At 37.1% G+C, this 19022-nt stretch carries 15 protein-coding genes; 9 read left to right on the forward strand and 6 right to left on the reverse strand.

Features of this window, described 5'->3' with window-relative positions; all coding sequences use genetic code 11:
• Position 1 precedes the first annotated feature (1 nt).
• The 4 genes from V7S76_RS11840 to V7S76_RS11855 form a co-directional block, all read right to left on the reverse strand.
• Positions 2 to 1846, reverse strand: a complete 1845-nt coding sequence (locus tag V7S76_RS11840) for a glycoside hydrolase family 13 protein (RefSeq protein WP_459510333.1) — start codon at positions 1844 to 1846, stop codon at positions 2 to 4.
• 212 nt (positions 1847 to 2058) lie between these two features.
• Positions 2059 to 3375, reverse strand: a complete 1317-nt coding sequence (locus V7S76_RS11845) for a SusE domain-containing protein (protein WP_459510334.1) — start codon at positions 3373 to 3375, stop codon at positions 2059 to 2061.
• Positions 3376 to 3404: 29 nt separating this feature from the next.
• Positions 3405 to 4988, reverse strand: coding sequence for a RagB/SusD family nutrient uptake outer membrane protein (locus V7S76_RS11850; protein WP_459510335.1), 1584 nt, complete (start codon positions 4986 to 4988; stop codon positions 3405 to 3407).
• A gap of 18 nt (positions 4989 to 5006) precedes the next feature.
• Positions 5007 to 7967, reverse strand: a complete 2961-nt coding sequence (locus tag V7S76_RS11855; RefSeq protein WP_459510336.1) for a SusC/RagA family TonB-linked outer membrane protein — start codon at positions 7965 to 7967, stop codon at positions 5007 to 5009.
• Between the two features lie 233 nt (positions 7968 to 8200).
• On the opposite strand from V7S76_RS11855, the gene V7S76_RS11860 reads away from it, so the two are divergent.
• Both V7S76_RS11860 and V7S76_RS11865 read left to right on the forward strand, forming a co-directional pair.
• Positions 8201 to 10105 (forward strand): helix-turn-helix domain-containing protein, encoded by a 1905-nt coding sequence (locus V7S76_RS11860; protein WP_459510337.1) that lies wholly within the window; start codon positions 8201 to 8203, stop codon positions 10103 to 10105.
• A gap of 12 nt (positions 10106 to 10117) precedes the next feature.
• Positions 10118 to 11170 (forward strand): glycoside hydrolase family 53 protein, encoded by a 1053-nt coding sequence (locus V7S76_RS11865; protein ID WP_459510338.1) that lies wholly within the window; start codon positions 10118 to 10120, stop codon positions 11168 to 11170.
• A 12-nt stretch (positions 11171 to 11182) separates the two neighbouring features.
• Here the strand turns inward: V7S76_RS11865 and V7S76_RS11870 are convergent, their stop codons facing one another.
• Both V7S76_RS11870 and V7S76_RS11875 read right to left on the reverse strand, forming a co-directional pair.
• Positions 11183 to 11737: a cupin domain-containing protein gene (locus V7S76_RS11870; RefSeq protein WP_459510339.1), complete on the reverse strand. Its 555-nt coding sequence runs from the start codon at positions 11735 to 11737 to the stop codon at positions 11183 to 11185.
• A complete protein-coding gene (locus tag V7S76_RS11875) occupies positions 11703 to 12614 on the reverse strand; it encodes a LysR family transcriptional regulator (RefSeq protein WP_459510340.1) in 912 nt (303 codons plus the stop codon). The genes V7S76_RS11870 and V7S76_RS11875 overlap by 35 nt, the downstream gene beginning before the upstream one ends.
• Before the next feature lie 128 nt (positions 12615 to 12742).
• On the opposite strand from V7S76_RS11875, the gene V7S76_RS11880 reads away from it, so the two are divergent.
• The 7 genes from V7S76_RS11880 to V7S76_RS11910 all read left to right on the forward strand — a co-directional run bounded on the left by V7S76_RS11880 (position 12743) and on the right by V7S76_RS11910 (position 19021).
• Positions 12743 to 13717: a sodium-dependent bicarbonate transport family permease gene (locus V7S76_RS11880; RefSeq protein WP_459510341.1), complete on the forward strand. Its 975-nt coding sequence runs from the start codon at positions 12743 to 12745 to the stop codon at positions 13715 to 13717.
• A complete protein-coding gene (locus V7S76_RS11885; RefSeq protein ID WP_459510342.1) occupies positions 13710 to 14561 on the forward strand; it encodes a DUF6671 family protein in 852 nt (283 codons plus the stop codon). The genes V7S76_RS11880 and V7S76_RS11885 overlap by 8 nt, the downstream gene beginning before the upstream one ends.
• A gap of 4 nt (positions 14562 to 14565) precedes the next feature.
• Positions 14566 to 15516 carry an L-threonylcarbamoyladenylate synthase gene (locus V7S76_RS11890; RefSeq protein ID WP_459510343.1) on the forward strand — a complete coding sequence of 317 codons (951 nt, stop codon included), beginning with the start codon at positions 14566 to 14568 and terminating at the stop codon, positions 15514 to 15516.
• Positions 15513 to 16856, forward strand: coding sequence for a dihydroorotase (locus V7S76_RS11895; RefSeq protein WP_459510344.1), 1344 nt, complete (start codon positions 15513 to 15515; stop codon positions 16854 to 16856). The genes V7S76_RS11890 and V7S76_RS11895 overlap by 4 nt, the downstream gene beginning before the upstream one ends.
• On the forward strand, positions 16816 to 17469 hold the full coding sequence (gene bioD, locus V7S76_RS11900; protein ID WP_459510345.1) for a dethiobiotin synthase: 654 nt from the start codon (positions 16816 to 16818) through the stop codon (positions 17467 to 17469). The genes V7S76_RS11895 and bioD overlap by 41 nt, the downstream gene beginning before the upstream one ends.
• 129 nt (positions 17470 to 17598) lie before the next feature.
• The gene (locus V7S76_RS11905; RefSeq protein WP_459510346.1) at positions 17599 to 18123 is read left to right on the forward strand and encodes a dTDP-4-dehydrorhamnose 3,5-epimerase family protein; all 525 of its coding nucleotides are present in this window, start codon (positions 17599 to 17601) and stop codon (positions 18121 to 18123) included.
• Positions 18113 to 19021, forward strand: a complete 909-nt coding sequence (locus V7S76_RS11910; RefSeq protein ID WP_459510347.1) for a glycosyltransferase family 2 protein — start codon at positions 18113 to 18115, stop codon at positions 19019 to 19021. The genes V7S76_RS11905 and V7S76_RS11910 overlap by 11 nt, the downstream gene beginning before the upstream one ends.
• The last annotated feature ends 1 nt before the right edge of the window (position 19022 follow it).

Below are 19022 nucleotides of genomic sequence, written 5' to 3' on the forward strand. Positions count from 1 at the left end.
GTTATTGAATTTCCAAGATCAACGCAGATTTTTTGTCAACCTTTATGTAATCCCCTAATTTAGAAATTTGTCCAGTAATAACATTCTTTACTGTCGCATTTGCGGGTAAAATTTCTTTGTATAGACGAGGATCTACTTTACTTTCTTGAGTATTTTTATTGATAATCACCATTACTTTCGACTTATCTGTGTAGCGGAAATACGTATAAATGCCATTATTAGGAGCAAAATGCATCATTTTTCCTTTGGTAATGGCCTCATTTCCTTTTCGCCAGTTGAGTAATTTAGACAAAAATTCCTGTGAGCTACTTTGATCTGCGTTCAAGGCTTTTCCGGTAAAGGCATTTTGGGTATCACCAGCAAATCCTCCTAGAAAATCCGCACGAATTTCCCCATGTTCTGAGCTTTTTGGATTAGTAAAATTGATTTCCGTTCCGTAATAAATTTGCGGAATTCCTCTCATAGTCGATACCAAGGTAAGGGCGATTTTCATCAAATCCTTATCCTCTTTTAATTGAGTATAGGCCCGACTCATGTCGTGGTTGTCAAGGAAAATAACCAGATTATTCGGATCAGGATAAACCAAGTCATTGGACAAAACGGCATAGATTTTGATTAATCCATTATTCCAAGATTCTTGCTCCATTAAACCTTCCGAAATGGCATTTTGAAGAGGAAAATCCATTAAACTTGGCAAAGCGGGTTGGAATCCATCGGGATGAATTTTACCTTTTTGCCAATAGGAAGTAATGATCGGATTGGTTGACCATTCTTCACCCACCATATTGAATTTAGGATACTCATTGGAAACGGCTGATGCCCAAGCATTTGAAAAGCCTTTTTCAGAATAGGGATAAGTATCAATTCTTAAGCCACCAAGTCCGGCATATTCAATCCACCAAATGGTATTTTGAATGATGTATTTTGCCAAAAATGGATTATTTTGATTGACATCTGGCATGGTAGGAACGAACCATCCATCCACCAATGTTTGCATATCCGCCATTGAACGATGTGGGTCTTGCTGTGCCTCACGACGATGATTGGTGGAGGCAAATTTCGCCTCATGATTAATCCAATCTTTAAAAGGCAAGTCTTTCATCCAATAATGACCACTTCCGATATGATTAAGAACAATATCCGAAATGATTTTAATGCCTCTTTTATTCGCTTCTGTACATAATTCTTTGAATTTTTCATTGGTACCAAATCGTGGATCCATTTGATAATGGTTGGTGATTGAATACCCATGGTAGCTTTGAGTTTCTTGATCATTTTCAAGCAAAGGCATATTCCAAATAGCGGTGTAACCCATTTTTTGAATATAATCCAAGTGATCGATGATCCCTTGAATATCACCGCCATGGCGGGCATACATTTGGGAACGATCCACATTTTTTTCCGCCAATCCAGGATGCGAATCATTGCTCTTATCACCATTCGCAAAACGATCCGGAGTGATCAAATAAATCACATCTTTGGAAGAAAAGCTTTCTCTATCCTTGCTTCCAGCGACACGATCTTGTAGCGAATAATTGATTTGGGATAATTGTTTGCCATCCTTGATAATCTGAAGTGGATAATTGCCAGATTTAGCAGATTTATCAACAACAACATCGACAAACAGATAATTTGGGCTATCGGCTTTGTGAACTTTCACTACTTTTAAGCCTGATTTTAGCGATTTTACTTGAGCGCCTGTGATATTTTGACCTCTTAGGACCAATTGAAGATTAGGGTTTTTCATTCCAACCCACCAATTCATGGGTTCAATTTGGATAGATTTTTCTTGCGAAAAAGCTGAAAGGCTTTGTAGTAATAGAAATAAATAAATAAATTTTTTCATGTGTTAATTCGTTTTCAAATAGGATGATAGCTTGTTTAGATTAAATAAGTTAATCAATAAAATATCAATCAATTAAAATTTAATTGATGTAAAAGCGCAAAATTGTTTGATGAATGTTGGAATAAGCCAACCTTTCCGAGGCCTATGTTCTATCATAGACCTCGGTGTTGGTTAGCATGAACCCTTTCGTGATTCTTTAATTAACAAAGAAATTAGTTTTTGATCAAAGTATAAGTTGGTGCTGCAGGGTTTCTAAAGTCTATTTTGACATTGTAAACACCAGCGGTTCCGACAGCAATATTAGCGCCTCCAGATTCTAATGAACCGTTAGCACCATCATCGCCGTAATTAACACCCCAATCGTCATTTAATCGGAATTTAACTTCACCTGCCGACAATGCGATATTAGTTAAATACCATACTCCTTCATTGCCAAAATCAGGTCTAAATTTGGTGTCTGGTCCACCCCAACCATTCGCTGTAGCGCTACCAACAATACCCCAAACTTTATAAGATTCGATTTTGACTTTCAGTTCTTTTTGGTTGAAAGTAACTAAATAGAAACCATCAGCAGCAACAGCGATGTTTGCTCCACCTGCTTCAAGACTTCCATTGGCTCCGTCATCCCCATAGTTAACCGCCCAGTCGTTATTGAAACGAATTTTGATTTCACCTTTCACTAATTTAGCAATGGCTCTCCATTGATCCGTCGCAGGATCATACCAGAATGGCTCATCTGGTCCACCCCAACCGTTTGGAGTACCTGAACCTACAATGCCCCAAGTGTAAGGAACTACCGAAAATGTGTTTTTCGTTAAATCAATGGTTACTTTGTAAGTTCCTTTGGCATTAATTTTGATATTATCTCCGTTTTGTTTCAAGCTGCTTGAACCTCCATCGCCAATGTTATAATCCCATTTGTTGTCTGTTCTGAATTTAATTTCACCTTCATTTAAATCTACATAAGCAACAAATACATTGGCTGCGTCTGTTTTGTAGAAAGGTAAATCAGGACCATTCCAGCCTCCTGGAGTAGCACTTCCCACAACACCCCAATTGGTCGTTAAATCTAACTTATCCAAAAATGGAGTAGCCGTCATACTTACTACTGGAGAAATAAAGGAAGTTGTTGGCCCAACAACTGATTGAACTTTAAAATCTACACCTGCTGCTACTCCAGCTTTTAAGCCTAATTGCAACAAAATGGGATTTAACTCGCCAACTTTGAAGGTCTTTTTTAAATCGCCCCCAACAGATATAGCCGCAGATTTAGAAAAATCGCCTCCTTTTTTATCAATTAAAAGGGTATAAGCAGCGGCTGCATCAAAACCATAATCTGGTTTTGGCCAAGAAATAGTAAGTGCTTCTGATGCCACTTGATCCTTCACTAAAACAATGGATGTTTTAGATAAAGTAATAGTTGGACCGGTTGTAGCGGTCAAAACAGGTTTCACAAATTCTTTTTCACAAGATATTAAGCCAAGGCTAAATATAAGGAGTGAAAATATTTTAAAAATTGATTTTTTCATAATCGTATATTTTAACTTTTAAGACCTAATTAATATCCTGTGTTTTGAACCAAATTAGGGTTAGCGACCATATCTGAAGAAGGAATTGGGAACAATTTTAAATTGTCCGAAACGCTTGCACCTGCTTTAGACCCACCTTTCCATGCCCAAACATAGCTTGATCCTGTAAACATTTTGAAACGAATTAAATCCGTTCTTCTGTGACATTCCCAAAACAATTCTCTAGCTCTTTCTTTGATGATTAGATCCAAATTCAACACACTTACATTTCCTTGAGAACCATTGTAAGCTCTAGAACGTAATGCATTTACATATTGCAAAGCAGTCGTTAAATCTCCTCCTGCACCACCACGTAAAACAGCTTCGGCATACATCAAATAAACATCGGCCAAACGGAACATAGGAAAATCTGTATCTGGGAAGTTTCCTTCTGAATCGGACCCTTTAACACCTGTCGAAGTAACATTTTTGTACTTTGTGATAGCGAAGCCATCTGTAAAAGCTGAAATGTCGGCTACTTCTTTGTTTTGTCCGTCTGTAAAAAACATCGCTCTTGAATCCGTTTTACCTGTTTTGTCATCAAAATGATCAACAAATTGCTGAGTAGTTCTTAAGCCACCCCAGCCACCGTTAATTCCAAAATCAGCTGGATTCATTTTTCCGCCGACAGGAGCATGAACCATGAATGTCATTCCACCCCAAGTTTTGGTTTTTGTTCCATCAAATGCAATTGGGAAAATGATTTCGGCAGACTTATGGTTATCAGCTAAAAACAAATTTTGGTATTTAGATTCCAAAACATATCCTGCACCAATGACCTTTTTAGCATAGGTTATTGCCTCTGTGAATTTTCCAGCATTCGTATATACTTCAGCGTTCAAATATAGTTTCGTTAAAAGTGTCCAAGCAGCACCTTTATCAGCTCTTGCATATTCATTTTTTCTTGGCTCTGCCATATCAGCTTCAATCGCTTTCAACTCAGATTCGATGTAAGCAAATAGATCTGCTTTTGAGATTTGCTTTGGCAAAAACGAACCTACTGCGTCTTTTTCTGTCACGAATGGAACGGATCCAAACATATCCAAGGCATGATAATAACTCAATGCTCTTAGGTAACGAGCCTCTGCACGGTACATTTTAATTTCAGGAGAAGTGATGCCTCTCGACGCTAATTTTTCATCCGATGTTTCACGAATATATTCATTACAAATACCAATTTGATAATAAATACGGTTGTACATCGCCGTAATGAATTCATTGCCGGAAGTCCAAGTCATGGTATGGTAACTTGGCAAACTACCATCATTCCAGCCAATAACAGCTTCATCTGTTGGTAATTCTTGTGCTTTGAAATATTGACGTAAATAGGTTGAAAAACCTTCATCAATACCTGAAATATCTGGTTTCCCTGCCGGACCTTGTTGACCCGAAACAGCTAAACCTGCATATAATTTAGCCAACAAAGGCTTGTAATTAGCTGGATCTTTGAAAACCGTAGCTGAGGTAACTTCGATGAACGGGACTCTATCCAGATCTCCCATACATGAGGATAAAATGCTTAAGATAACACTTAGGCCTAATCCCTTAACAATTGTTATATATTTTGCTTTCATTTTTTTACGATTTAACGATTAAAAATTCACATTTAAGCCCAATGAAACAGTACGAGGTCTTGGATACATGTTGTTATCGATTCCGCCACCTACTTCTGGATCTAAACCTTGATATTTAGTGAAGATAAAGGCGTTTTGAATATTCAATGATAATTGAGCATTGAATTTTTTCGCATGTAACAATTTATTCAAGTTGTAACCAAAGCTGATATTATCTACACGTAAAAAAGAAGCATTTTGAATGTAGTAATCTGAAAAATACTGCGTGTTATTGAAGTTCGTTTCGTTCACGTTAGGGACTAAATTGGATAAGAAATTGTTACCACCTGTCGCTGCACGATATATGGCCGCATTGGAATTGATGTTATTGTACATGTAATTTCCAATATTCGCTCTTAATACAAATCCAAAAGAGAAATCTTTAATCTGTAAATTAGAAGAGGCACCTAAGAAATATTTTGAATTAGGCGACTCATATCGATAACGGTCGTCTGATGAAATTTTTCCATCACCGTTACGGTCTACATAAAGTCCTTCAACCGGCTTGCCATTCGTATCGTAAACTTGTTGGTACACATAGAATGTATAAGGAGAATAACCTAAGGAATGAATTTGAATGGTATTACCCACGCCACCCGAAATGCCACCTACTAAAATTCCTTTGTAAGTAGGATCTTGTACTTTCGTCAAATTGGTAATGTTAATTTGATTGTAAGTTGCATTCAAACCAAAATCCCAATTTACATTAGCCGTATGAATAGGATTGAAATTTAAGGTTACCTCAACCCCTTTGTTTTCTAGATTTCCAACATTCGTTAAGATTTGGTTGGTTAAATTAGAACCTGCTGGTACGGGAATAACAGACAATAAATCTTTGGTTTCTTTTTGATAAACATCAATCGAACCGGTAATGCCTACTTTTTTGAAACCAAAATCTAAACCAATGTTTTTGGTCGTTGTTTGTTCCCATTTGATGTTAGCATCATATCCTTCTGGACGTAAAGTATTTAAGAAAGAACTGCCAAATTGATATTGTGCATTGGGTTCAGAATTGGTATAACGTGCCAAATAGGGATAATCGCTAAACACATCTTGTTGACCTGTTACCCCCCAACCTAATCTCAATTTCAAATCAGAAATTACTTCAGAATCTTTGAATTCTTCGGATATCTTCCAAGCTGCAGCAGCACTTGGGAAGACCCCCCAACGATTTTCAGGAGAGAATCGAGAAGATCCGTCATTACGTAAGGTAAACGTTAACAAATATTTGTCGTTCAATGAATAATTGGCTCTTCCGTAAAAAGAAACCAAGGTATTTTGAGTCTTGTAATAGGTATTGTTAAAGACAGTTCCTGCGATATTTTTATCTAAGTCTGTATTGTCACGAAGAAAATCTTGGTAAGAATAACCTCCCATGACATCAAAACGGTGTAGGCCAACACTTTTTACATAATTCAAATAAAACTCAAAAGTCTTATTATCCTTGTTTTGAGAATAGGATCCTGCTTTACCTCCTCTGTCATAAGAATTGGCAATGCCTGCTGGAATATCAATCGTACCTTCTGAAGAAGATTTATCGATGGCGATATTAGCATTCGCTCTTAATTCTGGCAAAAATGGCATTTTATAATCAAATACCGCATTCGCAATCGTTCTTCTTACGTTCGATTGATCTTTTTGCAATTCCAATAATGCAACTGGATTTTTAGGAGCTAAGGAATTGGGTTTCTTCGTAGCTGGATCTAACCATTCAAAATATCCACCGTATTCAGAACCTGTTACTGATTGTGTTGGATCGAATCCTACCGCTGTTCCGATGGCACCTTGGTTGGCAAAATTATTGTTGATGATGGATGATTTTAAATTCAAATCCACTTTTAACGAGTTGTTAAAAAAGCTTGGACTAAGACCAATGGATGTTGAAATACGATCCATGTTGGATGTTTTCAAAATACCATTTTGATTTAAGTAACCAATGGAAGCACGCACAGGTGTATTTTTGATGGAACCAGTGATGCTTACGTTGTTGTCAATTGAAATGGCATTGCGGTAAATTTCTTTTTGCCAATCCGTCGTCGATTTACCAATCAAAGTCTTTTGAGCAGCAGTACCTTTTGAATTAATGACGGAAGTAAAATCTGTTGCAGATAAAACATCTACATAAGCACGTGCTTGAGCGGATGAAGCCACTGAACTAACATTTACTTTGATATCATCTCCTTTTTTACCTTTTTTGGTCGTAATTAAAATAACACCGTTGGATGCTCTAGAACCGTAAATCGCTGTAGCAGAGGCATCTTTCAATACGTTAAAAGATTCAATATCATTTGGGTTGATAAATGATAAAGCATTCGCTGCTCCAGAAATACCATTGTTGTCCAATGGCACTCCATCAATGACGATCAAAGGATCATTGTTTGCATTTAAAGAAGATCCCCCACGAATACGAATCGTAGATCCCGCGCCTGGTGCACCACCGTTAGATGTAATTTGAACACCCGCAACTTTACCTGCGACTAATTGATCTGGAGAAACAATATTTCCCTTTTGAAAATCGGCGGAAGAGATGGATACAACGGAACCGGTTAAGTCCTTCTTTTTCTGAGAACCGTAACCAATCACCACGACCTCGTTCAATGACTGAGGATCCATTTCCAATGATATGCTTAGAGATGTTTGGTTACCAACCGTTACTTCTTTGGTGGTAAAGCCAACAGATGATATCACCAAAACACTTTTAGATGACACATTTGATATTTTGAATTGACCATTTGCATCAGCAGCCGTTCCTTTGTTGGTACCTTTCACTGCCACAGAAGCACCTGCAATAGGTCCCTCAGGTGATGTAACAGTTCCAGTAATGGTCTGTTGAGCAATGGCTGAAAAAACTGAAAAAGTAATCAAAGTAAGGGTGAAGAATAAATCCTTTCTTTTTCTTTGACCAAGTCTTTCAATCCAGCTAGTAATTTTTGCTTTCATAAACATGATTTAATAATTTGGTGAAAAATAGTTTTTTAGAAGATCAAAATTAAGCTGCTAATCCAAAAGATTCGCCCCACTTTAAATCCTAACAAAAATTATTGAATTAGTGCAATTGTCTGTAAATGAATAAATTACAAGAAAATATACGTTTCATTTTATAAAGTGGAACGATAAAAAATTTGGCACTCGCAGATTTACTCGTAATTTCAAGTCTAAAATTTACCTGAAAAATGAAAAGGGCGACCTTCTTAAATATTTTATTATTAATTAGTTACGTTACTTTCAGTCAACATAAATTAGAGCTACTAGCTCCATCTAAAAAATTACTACCCAAAGGCGATTTTTTTCTCGCCGCCGATTTCAATAACTGGGATCCCGCTGATCCTAGATTTCAATTCAAGAAAAAATCAAATGGAAATTACGAAGTAAGCATACCAGATAGTGTACATGTTTTTGAATATAAAATTACTCAAGGGACATGGCATTTGGTGGAAGGTTCAACTGATGGCCAAATAAGGGCTAATCGACGATTCGATGATAAAAATTCCGATTCCACCAAAACACAAATCATTCAAATATTGGGCTGGGAAATCAAAGCCACCTATCGAATTATCGTCAATAAAATTCCTGGCTCCACTCCCTACGATGCCAAAATTTACCTCACAGGTAATTTTAACAATTGGAACCCAAGAGATGAAAACTATGTCATGATTAGGCATTTTGATGGTTCCTATCGAGCAACAATTCTATCCGAATTAAATGAAGTTCAATATAAAATAACTCGTGGGACCTGGGCCTCTGTGGAATGCTATGGAAACGGAAAAGCAATGCCCAATCGGAAAATAAAACGCACAGAAAAAGTGGATTGGAATCCACGAGATATCGAACACAGCACCTACATCAATGTCGAAAATTGGGAGGATTTAACAGGTATATTTAATTTTTTTGATCTTTATAGCCTCTTCTTGCTATTTGCCAGTTTCAGTAGCATTTTGTTAATGATTGCCATTCCAACTATTCAAAATTCCAACTGGGCGGCCAATCGTTGGCTGATCTTGTTAATTGGAGTAATTTCTACCACTTTATTGATCAAAGTGATTTCTACCGATCGGAATATCGCACAAGATTTCCCTAAAATATTATTACTACCCGACTTTATTATTTTTCTATTTGCCCCTTTGTACAATCTTTATATTGAAAAGTTGTTGTTTCGTTCCAATGATTTTAAAATCAAATGGCGCTGGATTTACCTACCCGCCATTCTTCAATTGTTGGTTTATTTGCCCTATTTCAATTTAGACTACACGACATTCAGTTATTCTCAACTTAATCAAGATCCATCTTTTCAGATTCTATTCTTGGCTATAGGTACCTTTGGAATTATTTGGAATCTGATTCAATGGACGAAGTTCAGAAAGATCTTGAATATCTACAGTGAAAAAAGTAAAATTAGTTCCTCTTTTGAAGAGAACTTAAGCTACTTACAGATTACCCAAATTATTTATTTAGCCTGTATTATTTTGGGCATTTTTGCCATCATCATTTATCTGATAGGCTATCTGTTGGATCTAAATTTCGCGCTATTAAGTAGTCAAATCGTCGATTTAATATGGTTCGTATTTGCCTCCTCTCCCTTCTTTTTGGGCTATTATGCGATACATCAACCCGAGATTTTTAAAATATCCCCTAAGCACAACATATTAGGCTCCGAAAGCGAAATTGATTTGAATGCTCCGATTCAAAGTGAAAAAAATTATGTGGAAAGCAAAGAGGTGATAAAAGATGAGCTTGCTGGAAAAATTGAGGAAATTATGAAGGAATCCAAACCCTATTTAAATCCCAAACTAACCTTGAATGATTTGGCAGCCCAATTGAATGTATCTCCGCATGTGATGTCAAAAACCTTAAATGATTCCTTCCAAAAAAACTTTTTCGACTTTATTAATACTTACCGAACCGAAGCATTTAAGGAGAAATTAGATGATCCAAAATTCCAAAACTATACTTTTTTGGCGGTTGCTTATGAAGCAGGATTTAATTCAAAATCGGCTTTCAATAGGTCTTTTAAAAGGGTTACGGGACAATCGCCGAGCGAATATTTACAGAGCATTAATAAAATTGACAATATTCTTTAAGACAAACCGATCATGCAAAAGTATTTGGCTATTCTCATCAGCCTCTTCGTCTTTTTACAATCTTGTGCACAGGTTGAAGGTCCTAAAGCGCCCAATTCAATTGCTCTAGACACTATTTTGCACCCTTATAATCCGCCTAGCGAATTAATCAAAGGTGCAGATATTAGCTGGGTAACCGAAATGGAAAATGCAGGAATGCCTTTTTATAATAGTCAAGGGGTCAAAAAAGATTGCTTTGTCTTAATGAAAGACCTTGGATTTAATACCATCAGACTTCGAGTTTGGGTTAATCCAAAAGATGGTTATAATAATTTAGCCGACTTATTGATCAAGGCCAAAAGAGTAAAAGCACTTGGATTTAAATTGTTGATCGATTTTCATTACAGCGATTCATGGGCAGACCCTGGCAAACAAAATATGCCTGAGGAATGGAAGGGAAAAACAATTACGGAATTAGTTAGCAAGGTTTATGACCATACATTTGAAGTGTTGAATGCCTTAAAATCAAATTCGATTATTCCAGAATTTGTACAAATAGGCAATGAAACCAATGATGGGATGTTGTGGGAAGTGGGCAGAGCCTCCACCAACATGGATACATTTTCCAAATTGTTAGACGCTGGTTATCGGGCCACCAAAAAAATTGATTTATCGATTGGGGTTATTGTTCATATTTCGAATGGCTATGACAAGAAACTGTTCAACTGGATGTTTGAGGGCTTAAAAAAGTATAAAACAAGGTTTGATATCATCGGTATGTCCTTATATCCCGATGCCAAAAATTGGGCGAGTTACAACCAATTATGCGTGGAAAATATACAAGAACTCCATAGTAAATTCAATAAACCAAGCTTGCTTTGTGAAATAGGTTTTAACTATGCGGACCCTGAGAATGGAAAAATGTTTGTGGAAGATTTAAAAAATCGGATAAAAAAACTCCCTAAAAATCAAGCATTTGGACTCATGTACTGGGAACCTCAAGCGTATAATTGGAAAAATTATAACTTAGGGGCTTTCGATAAAACAGGGAAACCCACGAAGATATTGGATCCATTTTTGGATTAAAAGAGCGTTCAATTATTTCCAATAATCAAAAAGAGGCCCTTCAAGACCAAATATTGGGTCAGATTTAGGAAGCGGAATGGCATCGATTTCATCCAAAATGGATGTGTGCTCATTTTCTTTCCAACTTCTGTATAAATTCCAATCAGCCCCATTTGGATAACCGCCAATAAATTGATAATCGATGGAATTATCCAGTGAATAATGTCCAACGCCCGCTGGAATTATGATGACATCTCCTGTTTCTACGACTACCTCCTGACCAGCTTTCGAACCTCCAGCCATTAAGCGTGCTTGTCCCTTTATCAATCCTAATACTTCATGCGTATTGCTGTGGAAATGATCATAAGGCAGAATAATATCTTTCCAATTATTCGTCCATCCATTATTTTGAAAAGACATTTCAACATTTTCTACCAATAAGAACGGTATTACATTTTTATAGATAAGCAGTGGCAGCTTATTATTAGGAATGACTCCATCATTTTCAAAATAGTAGGGGATTATGTCAATTTTTTCTATGTCAAAGGCCATATTATTCAAAGTGTTTTTTCTTGATGTTTTCTGCATGTTCAATTACATAACTCATAAAGGCCTTGGCAATGGGCGATTGTGTTTTGCCTTTGTGCCAAATTAATTTCCAAGTTGAGGTTATGGGTAATCCTTTTCTAGGCATAATGACTATTTCTCCAGCCTTTAACTCATTTTTTAATCCAATGATGGGCATGATGGAATAGCCTAATCCTGCAATGACAGCTTGTTTGACGGCTTCATTGGAGACCAATTCGATTTTCTTTAAAGAGGCGATTCCTTGTGATTTAAGATACATTTCCATGGCTTTTCTGGTCCCTGAACCATTTTCACGGAAAATCAAGGGCAATTCATGGGTGAATTCATGGTACTTAAATGTCGGATTAAGCGCTGCCGTTTCTTTATTTCCAAAGAGGAAAAGGTCATTAGACAGGATATCAATAAATTCAAAATGTTGACTGTCTGGTAGGTCGGGAACCAAACTAAAGTCAACCTCATTATCTTGTAAACTTTTATTTACTTTTTCTCGGTTGGTTACGTCAATGGAAATTTCTACTCCCGGATTCATTTTTAGGAAATCACTCAAAAAATAGGGCAAGACATATTTCCCAGTTGATACAATGGAAACTTTTAATCGACCAACCAACTGATCTTTAAAGGCCATTGTTTTATAATTAATGGCATACACTTGTTCCAAGATACTTTCGGCAGAAAGAGCAATTTCCTTCCCAAAATCCGTAATATATACCTTTTTGCCAATGATTTCTATCAGAGGTATTTCAAACTGTGATTGGAAATTTTTTATTTGAATGGAAACCGCAGGCTGAGTCAAATTTAGTTCTTCTGCTGCCTTTGTGATGCTCATGGTTTGAACAACCTTGACGAAAATCTGAAGTTGATTTAAGGTATAATTCATAAATTTTTTTAATCTATTTCATTGTAAACTTAAATAAAAACTATTAAAACTTTCACACTTATTTTGTGTGCCAGTTGGTAGACCTAATACATAAGGTATTTCAACTAGATGGAATAAAATCATATCAAATGATCAATTTTGACCTACTCATTTTTAATGTAACGAATCCTACGCTGTTATTTTTTATGCTTGGCATGCTTGCCAAATTTGTAAAAAGTGATTTAGAAATTCCTGCAGCATCCAAAGGTTTTATCTCTCTCTACTTATTGTTTTCCATTGGGTTCAATGGCGGCACAGAATTAGCGGCATCTGGAATTACAAGTGAAGTAATTGTAAGTTTGGTTTTTGGGATGTTTTTAGCATTTATTATACCCATTTATTCTTTTTTCATTCTCAAATTAAAGCTCAACTCCATTGATGCCGGGGCAATTTCTGCTTCTTATGGTTCCGTTAGTGCCGTTACCTTTGTTTCGGCCATTGCATTTTTGGAAATGAATCAATTAAAAGCTGGAGGTGAAATGGTGGCCGTGATGGCTTCCATGGAATTTCCTGCCATCATTATGGGAGTGATCTTAATGAATATGTTTCCCTCAAAAACCGAGGCAAAAAGTGATGCAACTAGCTCATGGAAAGTCGCCTTGAAGCACGCGATTACCAATGGAAGCGTATTAATGATTTTTGGAAGTTTGTTGATTGGATTTGTCTCTGATACCACACAATCGATAGGTATTAAGCATTTTACAACGGATATTTTTAAGGGCTTCCTTGCTATTTTTTTATTGGACATGGGTATGCTTGCAGCTAGTCGATTGAAAGCATTTAAAAAACAAGGCTCATTTCTATTTATTTTCGCTTTATTGATGCCCTTTTTTAATGGATGTTGGGTCTCGTACCTTAGTCAATGGATTACCAATGACGAAGGAAATCGATTAATTTTTGCTGTTCTGGCGGCTAGTGCTTCTTACATAGCCGTTCCTGCTGCCATGCGTTTGGTCGCACCAAAAGCTGACCCCGGACTTTATATACCCATGGCTCTTGGACTTACATTTCCATTTAATATAACGATTGGTTTGCCTTTGTTTTTTCACATCATTCATGGATAATACATCTATTTTCAAAGGACGAAAAGTGGTCATTGCCACCAAGCATAGAAAGGAATCTGTGATCGGACCAGCTTTGAAAAAAGCGTTTGAATTGGACTATTTTACCACAGACGAGTTAGATACAGATTTATTTGGCACATTTTCGGGGGAAATTGACCGAATAGGAAGTCCGGTAGAAGCAGCAAGACAAAAATGTCATTTGGCCATGGATTTATGCCAAGTAGACCTTGCCATTGCTTCCGAGGGTTCATTCGGGCCTCATCCAAGCTTATTTTTCATTCCAGCAGATGAAGAATATCTATTATTAATTGATCGCAAACATGAACTAGAAATTGTCGTAAAAATGGTTTCTCCCAATACAAACTTTTCTTCTATTCAAATCGATAACCAAACAAATTTGGAGGAATTTTTAGTACAAGTTCAATTCCCCTCTCATGGAATTATTGTTCGAAGAAATGAAAATGATCTATCTCATATTGAAAAAGTAATTCACGATAAGAATAAACTCAAAGAAGTTATTCAACAATTCTTACAAAGCTATGGAACTTGTTTTTTGGAAACAGATATGAGGGCCATGCATAATCCAACTCGAATGAAGGTGATAGAAGAAGTAACCGAAAAGTTGATTGTTAAAATGAAGCAATCTTGTCCCAAATGCCATACGCCCGGTTTTTCCGTAACCGATGTTGTGCGTGGATTGATCTGTTCCGATTGCTTTCGACCCACTCAATCGATCAATAGCCTCATTTATTCTTGTCAAAAATGCCATTTCACTCACCTAGAGACAAATCCTGACAATAAAATCATGGAAGATCCTATGTATTGTGACTTTTGTAACCCCTAATAATATGATAACCGATGATGTGACGCGTGTCTGTGAAAGCTTAAATAGAGGGGAAATCATTGGAATTCCCACCGAAACAGTCTATGGTTTAGCAGCGAATATTTATGATGAAAATGCCATTGCTCAAATTTTTCACACCAAAAATAGACCGAATACCAATCCATTAATTGTTCATGTGGCTAATCATGAGCAGGCCAAGAGTTTAGTCACTAGCTTCCCTGTCAAAGCAGAATTATTGGCCCAACATTTTTGGCCAGGTGCACTTACGCTGATTTTGCCCAAAAAAACACATGTGATGGATGCGGTTACCGGTGGCCAGCCAACAGTAGCTATTCGCATGCCCAATCACCCTTTGTTAAAAAAAGTCTTGGATCAATTAGATTTCCCATTAGCCGCCCCGAGTGCGAATCCCCACAATCGAATAAGTCCCACAAGTGCTCAACAAGTTGATTTTTATTTTCCGCAGATACTAACCTTGGATGGCGGGGAATGCAGCGAGGGCCTAGAATCGACCATTCTTTCTTTTGAAGAAGATGAAGTGGTGTTGTTGCGCCATGGCGCCATTTCCATTTACGACATTGAAAATGTGGTAGGTAGAATTTTAAATCGAACCTCTCACGAGGAGACATCCAATTCACCTGGTAGACATAAAAAACATTATTCGCCATTATGCGAACTCATTGTGACTTACGAACCTTTATTTATTTTGAGTGCTATCCAACATAAAAAGGTGGGCATTTTATGGTTCAAAGAGGTTAAAATTGAAAGTGAGAAGGTTTTGATGAATCAAATTTTAGCACCAAGTGGATCCTTTAAAGAAGCGGCTCGAAATTTATTTAAAAGCCTACATCAAATGGAACAAGCGGGCTTGGATCTCATTATTGCGGAAAGACTCCCTCATCATGGATTAGGCAGAACCATTAATGATCGCCTTGAGCGAGCCGCTGTTAAATGAAAAAAATTCTATTAGCAAATGCTTTGGTGGTTAATGAGGGGAAAACCTATCCAACGGACGTTTTGTTGGAAGGAGAGCGTATTATCAAAATGGCACCTCATATTTCAAATTCGAATGCTCAAGTAATAGATCTTCATGGGAATTATTTAATTCCTGGAATGATCGACGACCAAGTTCATTTTCGAGACCCAGGCCTAACGTATAAGGCTAATATGTTTTCGGAATCCAAGGCAGCTGTCGCCGGAGGTGTTACTTCCTTTATGGATATGCCCAATACCCTTCCAAACACGCTTTCAAGAGAAATATTAGAAGAAAAATACCAAATCGCTTCCCATAAATCCTTGGCGAATTATTCCTTTTTTATGGGGATTAATTCATCTAATATGGATGAAGCGCTTCGCATCAATAACGAAACAATTTGTGGAATTACCGATGATGGCTTATACTTTCACCATGGAGAAATATTGGCGAATAATCCCGAAGCCCTGAACAGCATTTTTTCTCGAGCAGAAACCTTGATTGCTCTTCATAGTGAAGATGAATCCATTATTCAGCAAAATTATCAAAATTGGTATGCCAAAACACATGGAAAAATTGGCATCGAACTTCATGCTAAAATAAGAAGTACCAAAGCCTGTGTTGAAGCAACAAAAAGAGTTCTAGAAATTCAAAAACAATACCAAAATCGCTTGCATTTTTTTCATATTTCAACGGGTGAGGAAGCCATGCTTTTTCCTTTGGCTACGGATCCTAAAACAAAACGAGTAAGCTCCGAAGCTTGTGTGCACCATCTTTGGTTTGAGGAATCAGATTACTACCGTTTGGGTGGTGCCATTAAATGGAACCCTTCTATCAAAACAGAAGAGGATCGTCGACTTTTATTGCGAGCTTTGAATGAGGATCGGATTGATATCATCGCTTCTGATCATGCCCCACATGCAAAAGAGGAAAAAATGGGGACTTATGAACAAACAAAATCGGGAGCTCCGATTGTTCAACATACCCTGCCCCTTCTTTTTGAATTAGCACATAAAGGGGAAATTTCCATTGAAAAAATTGTGGAAAAAACAAGTCACCGAGTCGCCGATATTTACCGACTAAAAAACCGTGGTTTTATACAAGAAGGATATTATGCTGATTTGGTGGAAGTCGCGATACATGATCCTTGGCAGGTAACAAAGGAATCACTTTTGTATAAATGTGCTTGGTCGCCAGTTACCGGAGAACATTTCCAATCCAAGATTAAACGAACAATTGTCAACGGTAAACTCCTATTTGAAAATGACCAATTTGTCTCCAATGAAAAAGGAAAGCGATTGTTATTCGAAAAAATACGATAAAAAAATGATGAAATTATTTGTAACAGGCATAGGTACGGAAATTGGCAAAACAGTTATTTCCTCTATTTTGGTAGAACATTTACAAGCGGATTATTGGAAACCTATTCAATCGGGCGATTTACATTCAACAGATACCATGAAGGTTAAATCGCTTATTTCCAATCATAAATCGGTCTTTCATCCTGAACAATTCAAACTCAATGAGCCACTTTCTCCCCATGCCTCTGCTGCCTTAGATGGAGTCCAAATTTCCCTTTCAGATTTCAAATTACCTACTACTCAGAATCATTTGATCATAGAGGGGGCAGGTGGATTAATGGTTCCTATCAATGAAAAGGATCTCATGATTGATTTAATTGATCAATTTAAAGTTCCTGTGGTTTTGGTGTCTAAAAATTATTTAGGAAGTATCAATCATACGCTGTTGACTATTCAAGAATTGAACCATCGAAATATTCCCATCAAAGGCATCGTTTTCAATGGTGAATCTAATCCTAGCAGCGAATCATTTATTGAAAATTTTTCAAAGATTCCCATATTATTTAGCGTTCAGAATCAAGACAACTTGACTCCTTCCTCCATCAAAAGGCTTGCCGAAATGATATCCTTCTAAAAAACAAGCATATTGTTTTTCTCGGGAAAAAGCACCCCATATCTACATACGGTTATAGGTTTCATCAATAATGTGTGATTTATTCACTAATTTTAAAAAAGTCCTAAATTATATATCAACACCTATTTTATGAAATCTCCAAACGGAATTAAAGACAAACAACTCATCTCCTTAGATGGCAAAATATTGCAAGATGAAATCGAAGGAGTTATCATTCACCGTACTCCACCCATTGAAGATGAACGTGGAGAAGTAGTAGAGGCGTATCGACCAAGTTGGAACATCAACGATGAACCCATGGTTTATGCGTATGCCGCCACCATTAGACCCCAAGTAGTGAAAGGTTGGGTGCTCCATAAATTGCAATATGACCGAATTTTTGTTAATCGCGGAGTACAATTATGGGCCTTTTTTGACAATAGAGAAGAATCGCCGACCTATAAAAATTTCATGAAAATTACGGTTTCAGAACGGAATAGAGCTTTAATTGTTATTCCCATGGGCGTGTATCATGCGGTAAAAAATATTGGTACTGAGGAGGCTCAATTCATGAATTTTCCAACAAGGCCTTACAACAGAGAATCGCCAGATAAGTATAGACTTCCTTTAAAAAACGATTTGATTCCTTTTGATTTTTCGAACGATGGGCAATAATTCTCCACTTGTTACGGTCATCATTGCAACGTATAATTCCCCATTTACCCTGCGTTATGCTATTCAAAGTGTCTTGAATCAAGATTTTCAAGACTTTGAGGTATGGGTAATTGGCGATTGTTGCAACGATGATAATGGCGCGGTGGTGGATGAATTCAAAGATGATCGATTGCATTGGTTCAATTTGCCTTCGAATTCGGGATCGCAAACGGGCCCGAATAATGAAGGATTAAGAAGAAGTCGAGGAAAATACATCGCCTTTTTGGGCCACGATGATTTATGGTTTTCGAATCATTTGAGCTCATTAGTCGCTTACATAGAAGAAACAAACGCCGATTTAGTCCATAGCCTCACAGCCTTGATTGATCCTGATGGGGCCTATCAAGTTGTTGGGCCGCCTTCCCATGGAAGAAATTATACCAATAGCTATGTTCCTCCTTCCTCTTGGTTACACAAAAAAAGCCTAATTGATGACTGTGGATTTTGGGATTTGCCAGAATTACTCTCTGTAGGAGTAGATCAGGGCTATTTGAATAAAGTTGCTTTGGCGGGTAAACAGATACAATTTTACCACAAAGTTGTGGTGTTAAAATTTGTATCTCATGTTTGGAGTTTGTACTCCAAAAAAGATAATTTTCCACAGCCAATTTATTTTGAAAGGATGATAAAAGATCCGAACGGTCTAAAGGAGGAGATTTTATTGGACTTGGCTGCTAAATTTTCCGTGACATTTTATCAATGGAATTCTGTTTCATCCAACCTAAAAGTTCTTTTGGCCAATATTTTCACACCAGTCAAGTACCGTTCACGCAATGTGTGGCCTTTGAATAAAATTTTTGTCCATCTTTATCAAAGAGCAAGAAGAAATTTCAGAAAACTTCGTGGCTTAGAAAGGTAAT

It is taken from the genome of Aquirufa sp. ROCK2-A2, from assembly GCF_054558485.1.